This window comes from Methyloceanibacter marginalis, assembly GCF_001723295.1.
Classification (GTDB): Bacteria; Pseudomonadota; Alphaproteobacteria; order Rhizobiales; family Methyloligellaceae; genus Methyloceanibacter; species Methyloceanibacter marginalis.
In genome coordinates this window covers 1-13,406 of record NZ_LPWD01000033.1, presented here as the reverse complement: position 1 = coordinate 13,406, position 13,406 = coordinate 1, and the positions used below count along the sequence as shown (strand labels likewise).

16 protein-coding genes are annotated in these 13,406 nt (G+C 63.0%); 10 read left to right on the top strand and 6 right to left on the bottom strand.

Features of this window, described 5'->3' with window-relative positions; all coding sequences use genetic code 11:
* Positions 1-2,418: ABC transporter permease (locus tag AUC71_RS01870; protein WP_069622899.1), on the bottom strand; the 2,418-nt coding region annotated here is incomplete at its 3' end.
* 7 nt (positions 2,419-2,425) lie between these two features.
* A complete protein-coding gene (locus AUC71_RS01865; RefSeq protein WP_069622898.1) occupies positions 2,426-3,130 on the bottom strand; it encodes an ABC transporter ATP-binding protein in 705 nt (234 codons plus the stop codon).
* Here AUC71_RS01865 and AUC71_RS01860 point away from each other — a divergent pair.
* From AUC71_RS01860 to AUC71_RS01825, 9 genes are all read left to right on the top strand, one after another.
* The gene (locus AUC71_RS01860; RefSeq protein ID WP_244500751.1) at positions 3,080-3,850 is read left to right on the top strand and encodes an arylesterase; all 771 of its coding nucleotides are present in this window, start codon (positions 3,080-3,082) and stop codon (positions 3,848-3,850) included. The two genes, AUC71_RS01865 and AUC71_RS01860, sit on opposite strands and share 51 nt — an antisense overlap.
* A gap of 166 nt (positions 3,851-4,016) precedes the next feature.
* Positions 4,017-4,409 carry an NUDIX hydrolase gene (locus tag AUC71_RS01855; protein ID WP_083237990.1) on the top strand — a complete coding sequence of 131 codons (393 nt, stop codon included), beginning with the start codon at positions 4,017-4,019 and terminating at the stop codon, positions 4,407-4,409.
* 156 nt (positions 4,410-4,565) lie between these two features.
* Positions 4,566-6,092 (top strand): inorganic phosphate transporter, encoded by a 1,527-nt coding sequence (locus AUC71_RS01850; protein ID WP_069622897.1) that lies wholly within the window; start codon positions 4,566-4,568, stop codon positions 6,090-6,092.
* 30 nt (positions 6,093-6,122) lie between these two features.
* Positions 6,123-6,731, top strand: a complete 609-nt coding sequence (locus AUC71_RS01845; protein WP_069622896.1) for a CDP-alcohol phosphatidyltransferase family protein — start codon at positions 6,123-6,125, stop codon at positions 6,729-6,731.
* Positions 6,728-7,672, top strand: coding sequence for a phosphatidate cytidylyltransferase (locus AUC71_RS01840; protein ID WP_069622895.1), 945 nt, complete (start codon positions 6,728-6,730; stop codon positions 7,670-7,672). The genes AUC71_RS01845 and AUC71_RS01840 overlap by 4 nt, the downstream gene beginning before the upstream one ends.
* Positions 7,673-7,682: 10 nt before the next feature.
* On the top strand, positions 7,683-8,339 hold the full coding sequence (locus AUC71_RS01835) for a lysophospholipid acyltransferase family protein (protein WP_069622894.1): 657 nt from the start codon (positions 7,683-7,685) through the stop codon (positions 8,337-8,339).
* Positions 8,340-8,417: 78 nt separating this feature from the next.
* Positions 8,418-8,570: a hypothetical protein gene (locus AUC71_RS19100; protein WP_158007662.1), complete on the top strand. Its 153-nt coding sequence runs from the start codon at positions 8,418-8,420 to the stop codon at positions 8,568-8,570.
* A gap of 28 nt (positions 8,571-8,598) precedes the next feature.
* On the top strand, positions 8,599-9,342 hold the full coding sequence (locus AUC71_RS01830) for a glycoside hydrolase domain-containing protein (protein WP_069622893.1): 744 nt from the start codon (positions 8,599-8,601) through the stop codon (positions 9,340-9,342).
* Positions 9,276-9,629: a hypothetical protein gene (locus AUC71_RS01825; RefSeq protein ID WP_069622892.1), complete on the top strand. Its 354-nt coding sequence runs from the start codon at positions 9,276-9,278 to the stop codon at positions 9,627-9,629. Before AUC71_RS01830 ends, AUC71_RS01825 begins: the two co-directional genes overlap by 67 nt.
* 8 nt (positions 9,630-9,637) lie before the next feature.
* Here the strand turns inward: AUC71_RS01825 and AUC71_RS01820 are convergent, their stop codons facing one another.
* The 4 genes from AUC71_RS01820 to AUC71_RS01805 form a co-directional block, all read right to left on the bottom strand.
* Positions 9,638-10,771 carry a DUF4062 domain-containing protein gene (locus AUC71_RS01820; RefSeq protein ID WP_069622891.1) on the bottom strand — a complete coding sequence of 378 codons (1,134 nt, stop codon included), beginning with the start codon at positions 10,769-10,771 and terminating at the stop codon, positions 9,638-9,640.
* 67 nt (positions 10,772-10,838) lie between these two features.
* Entirely contained in the window at positions 10,839-11,342 is a 504-nt protein-coding gene (locus tag AUC71_RS01815; RefSeq protein WP_069622890.1) for an anthrone oxygenase family protein, read from the bottom strand.
* Positions 11,343-11,371: 29 nt separating this feature from the next.
* On the bottom strand, positions 11,372-11,695 hold the full coding sequence (locus AUC71_RS01810) for a hypothetical protein (protein ID WP_069622889.1): 324 nt from the start codon (positions 11,693-11,695) through the stop codon (positions 11,372-11,374).
* On the bottom strand, positions 11,692-12,009 hold the full coding sequence (locus AUC71_RS01805; protein ID WP_069622888.1) for a hypothetical protein: 318 nt from the start codon (positions 12,007-12,009) through the stop codon (positions 11,692-11,694). The genes AUC71_RS01810 and AUC71_RS01805 overlap by 4 nt, the downstream gene beginning before the upstream one ends.
* 98 nt (positions 12,010-12,107) lie before the next feature.
* Here AUC71_RS01805 and AUC71_RS01800 point away from each other — a divergent pair, with 98 nt between their 5' ends.
* Positions 12,108-13,331, top strand: a complete 1,224-nt coding sequence (locus tag AUC71_RS01800; RefSeq protein ID WP_069622887.1) for a glycoside hydrolase family 3 N-terminal domain-containing protein — start codon at positions 12,108-12,110, stop codon at positions 13,329-13,331.
* Positions 13,332-13,406 lie beyond the last annotated feature (75 nt).

Sequence of the window (13,406 nt, the reverse complement as noted above, 5' to 3'; positions counted from 1 at the left end):
CCAGGCGGTGATGGTGGCGATGAGGATCGCCAGCAGCGAGGTGGCGAGCCCCAGCACGCCGAATTCGAGCAATTCGGCGGTGATGATGCGCCGGCGCGTGGCGCCGAGCGTCTTATAGAGCACGGCGATGTATTTCCGGCGCTGCTGGCCGGCGGACACCGCGCCCGCCAGCACCGCGGCGCCGATCAGCAGCGTAAAGCCCGCCGTCGCCTGAATGGCCGACATGAGCTTGGCCAGCATGGCCTTGGCCGCGTTGACGATGTCGCCGATCTTGATGGCGGTCACCAGCGGGTACGCTTCCGCGAGCGACTGAATGATCTTCGCCTCGGTGTCGGCGCTCGTGCCCTTGGGCAGCTCGAGCGTGGTCACCAGGCGGTGCGGCGCGCCCTCTAGCGTATTCGGCGAGAACACCATGACGAAGTTGATGGCAAGCGACTCCCAGTCGATCTTGCGCATGCTCGCGATCTTGGCATCGATGTTGCGGCCGAGGATGTTGACGGTGACCTCGTCGCCGAGCTTGAGCCCGAGACCCTTGGCGAGCTCGCCGTCGAAAGAGACGAGCGGCGGGCCGTCATAGTCTTTCGGCCACCATTCGCCTTCTTCCACCGTCGAGGAGCCCGGCACGCTGTCGGTGTAGGTGAGGCCGCGATCGCCGGAGAGTACCCAGCGCGTATCCGGCGAGACCTCCGCTTCGTCGACCGAGACGCCCTTCAGCTTGACGATGCGGCCCCGCAGCATAGGAGCGTCGTCCATCTTGGCCTTCGGCTCGATGGTTTTGGCGGTCTTCTGGAACGTGGTGAGGTCTTCAGGCTCGACATCGAGGAAATAGTAGGCGGGCGCGTCGAGCTCCACATGGCTCTCGATCTCGGTGAGGAGCGAATGGTGGATCAGCGCCACGGCGATCAAAAGTCCCAAGCCTAGCCCCAACGACACTGCGATGGAGCGGGCGAGCGAACCCGGCGCGCCGATGCTGGCGAGCGCCAGCCCCCAGGCGGGCGGCTTGGTGCGCCGGAAGCGGGCGGCGAGACGCTGTACCAAAACCCCGAAGCCGAGCAGGAGCCCGAAGGCGACGACGATGCCGGCGGAGATGGCGGCGGTGACCAGACGTTCCTCGGACGCGGCGACGGCGAGCACGAACAGGGCGAGGCCAGCCGCCGCGGAACCGAGCGCGAAGGGTGTGGCCGAGCGCTCGCTCTCCTCGGTAAGATGCGCGCGCATGAGCACGGCCGGCGAGATGCGGCTCGCCCGGCCGAGCGGCCACAGTACGAACAGCACCATGGTGAGCAGGCCCGCCAACGCGGCGACGATGAGCGGTATCGGATGGGGCTCGATGGCGAGTGCGATGGGCAGCGTGTCTTCGTAAAGCGTGGCAATGGCTAAGGGCGCCAGCGCGCCCAGCACCAAGCCGATGGCGATGCCGATCACGGCGAGCATCAGGGACTGGATCAGATAGACGTCGAGCACGAGCCGGCTCGTGGCGCCGAGGCATTTGAACGTGGCGATCACCTCGCGCTTCTTCGCCATGTAGCTTTGGATGGCGTTGCCGACGCCGATGCCGCCCAAGAGCAGCGCGGTCAAGCCGACGAAGTTGATGAACTGGGTGAAGCGCTCCGCATCACGGCGCAGCGAAGGCGCCGGGTCGGTCCAGTCGAGAATCGCGAAGCCGCTTTGCGGAAACTTGGTCTCCATGTCCTTGCGGGCGGCTGTGAGCTTGTCGCGGTCGGTGCCGGCGTCGTCCGGCATCTTCAAGCGATAGGTCCAGCGGATCAGACTGCCCGGCTGCACGAGGCCGGTCTTCTCCAGCGTGTCGCGCGACATCAGAAGCTTCGGACCGTAGGAGAGCCGGTCGGCGAGACGATCGGGCTGCTCCCCGAGCGTGCCGCCAAGGGTCACGGTGGCCTCGCCGATCTTGAGCGTATCGCCAATCTTGACGCCGAGCCGGTTCAGCAGAATAGGTTGGGCCAGAACCGTGTCGGGCTTGCGCCAGGCGTTTGCGGCGTCCTGCGGTTCGATCACCGCGACCTCGCCATAAAGTGGGTAGGCCGTGTCGACCGCCTTCACCTCGACCAGCGCGCTCTTGCCGTCTCCGGCGCGGGCCATGGCGCGAAAGCTCGCCGACTCGCTGATCTCCCCAAGCGCCTTGAGTGCGGCGAGCTCCTCGGGGTTCGCTTGGCGGTGGATCACCTCGAAGGACAGATCGCCGCCGATGAGAAGCCGTCCCTGATTCGCCAGCGCTTTGTCGAAGGCGGCGGCGAGCGAGCCGATGGCGGCTACGGCGGCGACGCCGAGCGCGATGCACAGCACGAAAACCACAAGTCCGCTCGCGCCTGCGCGCAACTCCCGCATGGCGATGGTCAAGGCGAGCGGCAGCCGTGTGGAGGCGGACGGCAGGTCAGCCGTTGTCGCGGCAGCGGTCACGAGGCCTTCACGCGCGCTTGGCCCCGCCCTTGACAATCTGTCCGTCGGCAAGGCTCACGGTGCGGTCGCAGCGTTTGGCGAGCTCACTGTCATGGGTGATGAGCAGGAGCGTGGCCCCGGTGCGCTCTTTGAGCGTGAAGAGGAGGTCCATGACTTGTGCACCGGTCGCGAGATCGAGATTGCCGGTGGGCTCGTCGGCGAGGATCAGCGCCGGCTTGGTGGACAGCGCGCGTGCAATGGCGACGCGCTGCTGCTCGCCGCCGGAGAGCTGGCCCGGGAAATGGGACTCTCGATGGGAGAGCCCGACATCGTCCAGGCTTGCCCGCGCGATCGCGAAGGCGCCGTCCTGGTCCAAGAACTCCATGGGCAGGGCGACGTTCTCGATGGCGGTCATGGTCGGCACCAAATGGAAGGATTGGAACACGATGCCGATCTTGGCGGCGCGCAGCCGCGCCAGGCCGTCCTCGTCCAGCGTGCCCAAATCGGCGCCGGCCACCGCGACCTTGCCGGCCGTGGCGCGTTCCAGCCCGGCGATGACCATGAGAAGCGTGGATTTGCCCGAACCGCTGGGGCCCACGACTGCCACAGCTTCGCCCGAAGGAACGATTAGATCGATGCCGCGCAGGATGGCGATGGCGCCGGCGCGCGAGGGCAGCGTGACATGTACGCCGTCAAGCTCTATGGCGGGGCGTTGGTGCAAGGTTTGATCCATGTGCGGAAGGTCACCGTCGGAAGTATTGGCAGGGTAGCCGCATTAAAGAATGTCAAACAGGTCGAAAAGATGAAACTTCGTATCGCTCGCCTGGGCCTTGTCGCCGCAGCCTTGCTTTTTGCCTCTGATTTCTCGCGGGCCGAGCCGAGCGAGACCGTGATCGTTGCCTTGGGCGACAGCCTCACGGCGGGCTACGGCCTACCGCAGGATCAATCCTTCCCCGCGCAGCTCGAGGCGGCTTTGAAGGCGCGCGGCCACAATGTCAGGGTCGTGAACGCGGGCGTATCGGGCGATACGGCAACTGCCGGGTTGCAACGGCTGGACTGGGCGATTCCCGACGATGCGGACGCGGTGATCGTGGAGCTCGGCGCGAACGATGCCTTGCAAGGTCTTCCGCCAGAACGCACCAAGGCGACGCTCGCGAAGATTATCGAAGCGCTTCAGGCTAAAAACATGCCGGTGCTGCTGGCCGGCATGGAGGCGCCGCGAAATCTTGGCAAGGACTATGTCGAGTCATTCGGCGCGATGTATCCGGATCTCGCCGCTCGATATGACGTGATTCTCTATCCCTTCTTTCTTGAAGGCGCCGCGCTGAATGACAATTTGATGCTGAAGGATGGCATCCATCCCAACGGCGAGGGCGTCGCCGTTATTGTCAAGAGCATGCTGCCGAAGGTGGAAATGTTGTTGGCGCAGACGCGGGCAAAGGGAGAGGGATAGATCGTGTTCATGCGCTGGAGACTTGGGTGAGAGCGCCGCTGGTCGTACTTAGCCGTCTTGTTTGCGCCGCTTGCTGCGCAAACCGTCGAAGTTGCCACGAATTTGTCGAAGTGAGCATGCGAGAGTGCCCGGCGCAGGGTCGTTTGCCCGATTCGGTCTGGAAGAGATGAACTCACCCCTGAAACAGATTGCGGCGCTGCCGATTGTGGACACGGCCGAAGGACCATTGGTTCTCCTGATCACCACGCGGGGGCGCGGCCGGTGGACGATCCCCAGGGGCTGGCCGAAGCCGGACATGGCCGACGCCGATCTGGCCATGCAGGAAGCGGCCGAGGAGGCGGGTGTCGAGGGCGAGATCGAGCCCGAGCGCCTTGGGTCTTTTGAGTACACCAAGCGGTTCCATCTGTTTTCCTGGGCAAAGTGCCGCGTCGACGTCTACGCCCTTCGGGTACGCTGCCAGCAACTCGATTGGCCCGAGAAGGCGGCGCGGAAGACCTGTGGGTTCCTCCGGAAGAGGCCGCCTCGCTGGTGGCCGACGACGAGCTTTCGGCGCTTTTGAGCGATTTTTTCCGCCAGGAAGCGGCATAGTCGTCCGATCCTCCGCGCCCGCTTCGGTTTTCCCACGCCTCCGTTGAAAACCCTGCGGTGCTGTTGTGGCGCCCCGCAAGACCCCGTATGACCCTTCTGTGACGGACCTCGGGGGAAACTCAAGCGCATGACGGTGCGGGGCGATAGCGCGTCCGGCGTGGGCGTGGACAAAGTCCGGAAGACATCCCTCGACAAGGATCTCCGCAAGATCGAGCGCCTGGAGGAGGCGACGCGCGCCGTCTCCCGCAACCGGCTCGCCCTCGGCATCGCCGTGCTCTTTCTCGCCACGGCCGGCGTGCTCGCCAGCAGCCAGATCGGCGCGAGTCAGAACGCCGTCCTGATGGTCGTGGCCGCCGTGATCGGTGGCTACATGGCGCTGACCATTGGCGCCAACGACGTGGCCAACAATGTGGGCCCGGCGGTCGGGGCGCGAGCGCTGACCATGACGGGCGCGCTCGTCATCGCCGCGATCTTCGAGTGTGCTGGCGCTCTGATCGCGGGCGGCGACGTGGTCCAGACCATCTCCAAGGGCATCATCGATCCGGCCCTCGTGGGGAGCAGCGACGTGTTCGTCTGGGTCATGATGTCGGCGCTGCTTGCATCGGCGCTATGGGTCCATCTGGCCACGTTTCTCGGCGCGCCGGTCTCGACAACCCACGCTATCGTCGGCGGTGTCCTCGGCGCCGGCGTCGCGGCGGTTGGCGTCGATGTGGTCGATTGGTTCGTGGTGACCTCGATCTTCGCGAGCTGGCTGACCTCTCCGCTTATTGGCGGTGTGATTGCGGCGGGTGCGCTCGCCTTCATCAAGGTGAACCTCATCTACCAAGAGGACAAGATCGCCGCGGCGCGCCGCTGGGTGCCGGTATTAGTGGCGCTCATGGCGGCGATCTTCGCGGCCTATCTCGTGGTGAAGGGCTTGAGCCATATTTGGACTCCCGGATTGCTGGCGGTGATGGCGATCAGCGTCCTGGTGTTCGCGCTCGCATATCTGGGCGCGAAGCCTTGGGTGCGAAGCCAATCCGAAGGCATGGAGAACCGCAATCAGGGTCTGCGCAAGCTGTTCCATCTACCGCTGATCTGTTCGGCGGCGCTGCTCTCCTTCGCCCACGGATCCAACGACGTTGCGAATGCGGTCGGTCCCCTGGCGGCGATCCTTACCAGCGCGGAGTCGGGCGTGCTGCTCACGGAAGTTGGCGTGCCGTTCTGGGTGATGCTGATCGGCGCGGTGGGCATCAGCCTCGGCCTGTTTCTGTTCGGTCCGCGCATCGTGCGCATCGTCGGCGAGCAGATCACCAAGATGAATCCGATGCGCGCCTTCTGCGTGGCGCTGTCAGCCGCCTTCACGGTGCTCGTTGCCTCGCAGCTCGGCCTGCCGGTTTCGACCACGCATATCGTCGTGGGCGCGGTGTTCGGCGTCGGCTTCTTCCGCGAGTACTACACTGCGAACAGCCGTCGGCGGCGGCACTACATCCGTACCCACAAGCGCAATCAGCCGGTGCGGAAAAGCTTTGCCGCCTCGCCGGACGAGCTCCGCCGCCGCAAGCTGGTCCGCCGCTCCCATTTCATGGGTATCGTGGCGGCTTGGGCCATCACCGTGCCCTCTGCCGCGCTCCTTTCCGCCCTGATATTCTTCGCCGTCGATTGGATGCGCTGACGACGCGCGAGCACGAGGCGGAGGACGCGCTTGGTCACCATCTACGATCTGAAGCCGAAGTTTCAGGCCTGCTTGCGCCCCGCCGCGGCATGGCTGGCGCAAGCGGGCGTCAGCGCCAATGCGGTCACAGTTGCGGCGCTCGCCTTGAGTGTGGCGCAAGGTGCGTGGCTTGCGTTAGAGCCTGGCGCCGCTTTGCCTCTGCTCTTGCTGCCGGTAACGCTGTTCGTGCGCATGGCACTCAACGCCGTCGATGGCCTCATGGCGAAGGAACACGACATGGCGAGCCCGCAAGGCGCGGTGCTCAACGAGCTTTCCGACGTCATTGCCGACGCGGCGCTTTATCTGCCGTTCGCGCTTATTTCCGGCGTGAATGCGCCCCTTGTCGTGCTGGTCGTGGTGACCGGGATCGTCGCCGAGATGACCGGCGCGCTGGGACCGTTGATCAAGGCGCCGCGCCGCTATGATGGGCCGTTCGGCAAGAGCGACCGGGCGCTCGGCTTCGGTCTGCTCGCGGTGTTGCTCGGCCTTGGGCTCGAGCCCGGCCCTTGGACGAACGTCTATCTCGGCATTCTGCTGGCGCTGTCAGCTTACACGGTGCTCAATCGCGCGCGGCGCATCGTTGCGGAAGCCAAACCATGACCAGACTCTTCGGCCTGCCCGAGCACGTTGTCTATGCCACTGCCGGGGTGTGGGCGTTGCTGATCGCCGCCACGCTGCTCGTGCTCGTCCTGCGCTGGCGCAAGCCCGGCCATTACGACGAGCTGGTGAGCCGCACCGCCTCGTGGTGGTGGATGATCGGCGCCTTCACCTTCGCCATCGCCGTGAGCGAGACAGTGGCGATCGTGTTCCTCGCCTTCATCTCGTATCTCGCGTTGAAGGAGTATTTGTCGCTGATCCCGACGCGGCGCATCGACCGCGGGCTCTTGCTGTTCGCCTATCTCGCCATTCCCATCCAGTATTATTGGGCGGCCATCGACTGGTACAACATGTTCCTCGTGTTCGTGCCGGTGTGGCTGTTCCTGTTCTTTCCGGCGCTCATGGCGTTTCGCGGGGAGACGCGCGGTTTTCTAAGCGCCGTCGGGACGCTGTCCTGGGGGCTGATGCTCACCGTGTTCTGCTTGAGCCACATGGCCATGCTGCTTGTCTCGGGCGAGGTGCATAACCCGGTGGCCGGCGGCGTCGGGCTCTTATTCTTTCTCGTCGTGCTCACCCAGTTCAACGACGTTGCGCAATACACCTGGGGGAAGCTTTTGGGCCGCCACAAGGTGACGCCGCAAGTGAGCCCGAAGAAGACCTGGGAGGGGCTCGTCGGCGGCGTGCTGACCACGGTGGCTTTGGCCGCGGTCATCGGGCCGTATCTCACGCCCATGGATGTGCTGTGGTCGGCGCTGGCCGGCCTCGTGCTCGGTGTCGCCGGCTTCCTCGGCGATATCACCATCTCCGGGATGAAGCGCGATCTCGGCGTGAAGGACACCGGCGGGCTCATCCCGGGCCATGGCGGCATTCTCGATCGCGTCGACAGCCTGACCTATGCGGCGCCCGCCTTCTTCCATTTCTTCCGCTACTTCTTCACGCCATGAGACCCGCCCCATGAGCAAGAACCCGCTCATCAGGGTGATGCGCTTTCTGTTCTTCGCCGTCGTGGTGCGGGCGGTGATCCTGGTGGCGCTGGGCCTCACGGTGCGGCATCGCGAGCGCTTGCCGAAAGACGGACCGGCGGTGCTCGCCGCCAATCACAATTCCAATCTCGATGCGCTGGCGCTGATGTCGTTGATGCCGCTTAAACTCCTGCCGAAGCTTCGGCCAGTGGCGGCGGTGGACTACTTCTTCACCAGCAAGGCGCGCGGCTGGTTCGTCACCCATATCATCGGCATCATCCCCGTGGTGCGCGGGAGCGCGCGCAAAGGCGTGAATCCGCTTGTCGCCTGCGAAGAGGCGCTCGACCGGGGCGAGATCCTGGTGCTGTTCCCGGAAGGCTCGCGCGGCGATCCGGAGAAGCTCGGCCGCCTCAAGACGGGCATCGGACATTTGGCCTGCGCCCGGCCTGACGTGCCCATCATTCCCGTCTATATGCACGGTCTGGGCAAGGCGCTGCCCAAGGGCTCGTCGCTGCTTGTGCCGTTCAACTGCACGGTCAATGTGGGCGAACCGCTCCACGGCACCGGCAGCTACAACGCGTTCATGAAGGCGTTCGAGGCGCGGATCACCGCGCTCGCCGCGGAGGACAAGCATCCGGACTGGGATTAGGGGCCCGCACGCTTGACCCTTCGCCACGATTCGACCAACCGTTCGAGGCAGATTCGTCGCCGAAGGAGGGCCGATCTCTTGCTCCGCTACGGGACTGCACTGCTGCTGATGACGCCATTGCTGGCGCCGCTCGCCGCCGCCCACGCCGATCCTGGCCGCATTGCCATCATCGACACCTCCCACAACGTCACGCCTCATCTGCCGCAGCTGCGTGCGCGGGCGTCAAGGTGATCGGCCGCTATCTCGGCCGTTGCGCCCAATGGAGGGGCAAGCGGCTCATCGACACGGCCGCGCCGGGCAACCAGGGAGCGAGATCGACGCGATCCTCGATCACGGCTTCGCGGTGCTGTCGATCTACCAATATCTCTCGAGCAGCAAATACAAGTTCGAGGGCAAGAGCTTTGACAGCAAGGGCAAGCTGTTCACCCTCAAGGACGCCAATTGCGCGAGGCCGGCCAACCCGCCGCATTCGACGAAGACCGAAGCGGAGCTCGATTCACGCGCCGCGGTGGCGCAGGCGCGCGCGCTTGGTCAGCCGTCCAGCACCGCGATCTATTTCGGCGTCGATTTCAACTTTGATCGCAGCGACACGGCGACAGCCAAAAAGATGGTCGAGTATTTCACGGTGGTGAACCGCAATCTGCGTGAGGCCGGCTATCTGGTCGGTGCGTACGGGAGCGGTGACGCGCTGATGTTGCTCCAGCGGCAACGGCTGATCACTTCACCTGGCTTTCCGCGTCGCGGTCGTTCGGGGGATCGTCGGCCTTCCATAATTCCGGGCAGTGGCATCTGTTTCAGAACTGGACCGATACCACGTGGTTCGCGCGCAAGACAGGCGGCAAGTGCCGGGGCGGGCTCCCGCTCGATACCGACATCCAGAATGCCGCCTTCGCCGGCCAATCGATCGGCTTCTGGACCCGAGCGGGACCGTATGCGGTGCCCAAGGCGCGGACCGAGGCGATCTACAATCAGCGGCGCTTCGCCTGCAATGGCCATGCGCTGATCCGGGCCACGGGCGCGCTCCCGCCGGGACCGCTGGCGAGCACCGATCATTGCGGCAGGCCCTATACGCGTTGCGAGCCGGGACTGACGAAGGGGGTCGTGGCGCAGATCTGTTACGCCAATACGGCGCGCATCGGCGAGCATAACGGCGTGCTGGTTCGCGTGGACTATGACGACGACGGCGCCTTCGACGGATGGACGATGATCGACAACCTCTCGCGGTCGTTCTCGACCAAGCCGCATTACATCAAGGATCAGACGGCGCGGCGGAGCGCGGTGTGTCCGTGACCACACTGCTAGGACCTGAGCACCGTCTTCTTTGCAGCGCTTTTCCTTTTTGCAGCACTTTTCTTCTTTGTTCCTGGCTTTTTCGGAGCCCGAACCCGAGTCTCTTCGTCGCCACAGATAGTATCTCCCTCTCCATTTGGCTTAGGTTCGCTCGAGGGGGATGCCTGAGATTCCTTATTCTTGGCTAATAGAAATTTCTTTTCAAGATCAGCGAAGAATTTCTGGCCCGCCTTGTTAAGAAAACTACGACGATATTTTGTACCGGTTACTCTTTCGTTCTCTGCTAGACCATGCGCCTGCAATTTAGGAAGCACGTTAAAGTAGTGAAACCGTGACAGCTCCGACATTCCAATCCCGTTGCTAACCCCGTTAATGAGCGTGTCTCTATTGGCGTAAGCAATGTCGAACAAGGTCCTCGTATCTAATTTTTTATTCTTGGTTATCTCAGCTGGAATTTCAATTTCAATTGACTCCAAGATCTGTAAGAGTTCGTTACTCTCAGCGTCTCTAATACGTTGCTTGGACTCTGCAGCTCTTTCAATATTCTGCAGGCGCTCGGTTAAAGTTGCGTTCTCCTCTCTCAGTCTTCTGATTTCTTCATTTAGGGTCTTCGTATCCTCCACATCATCGGCCGCGATCCAGCCGCGGAGGTCTTGATTTGTTGCATAGTCAGACAAGCTCTCGTACACGCACAATTTCACATCTTTTGGATCGGCAAAAAAAGAAGATATATTACTCAAGACTTTCTTGCGAAAACGCTTAAGACCTTGCGGATCTGTAGTTTCAATATGCGCTGTACCACCCGACTTGGCCTTAGACTCGATTGCATCCTCAGTGATAACGACGGCAAACGTAGGCTTTCCTTGAGAAATAGCGTAATCATACTCAAGCTCGGTATAGCTGAGAGAGGAGTTTGGTTCGATTGATCCATATCTGGCACCGAGAATCAGCATGTAGAGGTCGCTCTCGTCGATCCATCTCTCGATGGTCTTCATCTGTGACTGATCACCGGCCGTAAACAGTTCCATCCCAGCGGGTATGTGGCCGGCCTTGAGAATGGCCGCAACCGCAGCCTGACGTTCTTCGAGCAGGTCAGTAAATGTGCTGGATACGAAAACCTGTAGCTTGCGTTTTACGACCATTTCTTCCGAATTCCCCTGTGAGTTGTAGACAATGTCTGAGTCATAGATGCGGTGTCTAGGGAAACGTTCAGCGGGGGATGAGCGGGTTGCCTATCTCGACAAGGGCCATGATCAAGCTCGCGCAAGCGAGAAACGCGCTGATCGTGCGGACATGGTTCCACAGGGACCACGACGCCTGGAACCGCTTCCACAGATCGCGAGCATCTTTTGTGTCGGGCGCAACCGCGATCAGTTCTCTGTTGAAGGGCACATTGCGCATCATGGTGACCGCGAATGTGCCCACTAGGAAGAGCAGCGTGCCGGCCAGCAGATAGCAGGATCCCGGCGCGCCCCATTGCAACAGCGCGATCGCTGCAAGAACGACGCACAGCGCGGCGGTGCCGAAAAACAAGATAAGAAAAACAGGCCATTTGATCGCGACGGTGATGGCTTGCATGGCGACGATGCCGCGCTCCGCCGATAGGCCGCCCAACGCCCTCATCAGGAAAGCGGAGAAGGCGAAGAAATTTCCGGCGAGCAGCGCCGTCCCCAGCGCCGCCAGAAACGTCACCACGAAAATAAATTCTTCCATGCCCCGCGCGTCCCCCTATTGCGTGGAGCCTACCACGCGGGACTTGTGCATTTGACCCCTTTGGGATTGGCCTTGGTGATCTTGCCGGGCATCGGCTCGGGTTTAGGCTCGGGCTTGGCCTCGCTCGCGGTCTCGGACTCAGACTTGGGAGGCGCGGTTTCGGTTTTAGGTTCGGCTTCCGCCTCCGGGTTGGGTTTGGGCGGAACTTCGATCTCCCAGGCGCGGCGCACCTCGGTCCACCATTCCTTGTCTTCCAGCCCGCGCGTCTCGGCAACGAAGCGCAACGTAAAGTCCTCGCCCTGCATGCAAGAGGTGGAAATCACGTAGCCCTTCCACGGCTTGGAGATGATCAAGCGTCGGTGACCACGTAGTCCTTGTTCGACACCTTACTGGTGACCACCAGGGAGGTGCCGTCTTCGCGCTGATACTGATTCACATAGACAGGCGGCGAGACAAGTCCGCCACCGAAATTGGTCCATCCTTCGATCTCGAGCTCGCCCGAATAGGACTTGCCCAACAGGCTCTTGGCGAGGCTCTCATCTGGGTCCTCATCCTCCGCCACGGCCTCCTCATCGACCGGGGCTTCTGGCTCGGCACGTGCCGGGCCCGTGACGAGAAGGCCGGCGAGGCAAGCCACCGCCAAGGACGTCAAAATGGTATGATACATGGGCTCATCCCTCGACCCGGTTGTCCGTCACGCGGCCCCAAGTCTATTCACAATCGCGGCAAAATTCGTCCCTAAACCCGGTCCCCATGTCCCGGTCCATGTCCCCCCGATTTTCTCCTGCATTCGCGCTCAAGGCGCTGCTCGCTCTGTCCCTGACGGTCTGCGTGGCCGTGCCCGCGCCTTACGCCGCACCCATCCCGGCGGGCTGCGGCAGCAAGCGTCTGGACCGCATGGTCGGGCAGATGATCCTGGTCGGCTTCCCCGGCGACGACGAGAACGATGCCGGGGTGAAGGCCGTTCGCGCACAGCTGAACAAGGGCACGATCGGCGGCGTGGTGCTGTTCCCTGAAAACATCCATCGGCGCAAGCAGCTGAAGCACCTCATTGCCTTCCTGCGCAACGCGCATTCCAACCCGCGGCCGTTCATCGCCGTGGATCAGGAAGGCGGCAAGGTTCAGCGGCTCAATCCATGGAACGGGTTCAAATGGTTTCCGGCGGCCGCGAAAGTGGCCCGCGATCCGAGCTATGCCTCGCCGGAGGCTGCGATGCAGCTCTACGGCGAGATGGCGGCGGAGCTCGCAGATGCGGGCTTCAACATGAATCTCGGCCCCGTGGTCGATCTCAATACCAATCCGGGCAATCCGGTGATCGGCGCGCGGGGCCGCAGCTTCGGCGCGGACCCCGATGCCGTCACGTCGCTCGCCGCATCGTTCATCAAGGCGCATCGCGCCGCGAACATCGTCACTGTGGCCAAGCATTTCCCGGGGCACGGGTCGAGCGCGGTGGACAGCCACAAGCGCCTGGCGGATGTCTCGCAGACTTGGCGCGAGGCGGAGCTCGAGCCCTATCGCCGTCTCGCCGAGGACGGACTGCTCGACGCGGTGATGATCGGGCACCTCTATCACCCGCGCTTCAGCGATCTGGAAGATTTGCCCGCGTCACTCTCCGCCAAGGCGCCGCGCGCGCTGCGCAATACGAGCTGGCTCGACTTCGACGGCGTCATCATGAGCGACGATATGGAGATGGGCGCGGTGCGCGACGACTTCACGCCGGAAGAGTTGGCGGTGAAGGCTGTCAAAGCCGGCACCGACATTGTCGTGTTCTCCAACGTGCAGGCGGAGGAGCCGCAGCTCGGGGTGCGGATTCATCGTGCGCTGGTCGAGGCGGTGTGCGACGGACGACTCTCGCGCAGCCGCGTCACGGACGCCTATAGACCGAATCATGAGCTCGAAGCAGCGCCTGGACGCGGAATCAGTGATAGGTATCGTGCTCGGTCGCGTCCCACAGCACATAATAGGAATACGCCGTGTAGCCGAGAATGATGGGCAAGAGCGGGATCGCGCCATACAGCATGAAGAGCTGCGATTTGGGGGCGGCGGCCGCCTCCCAGATCGTGA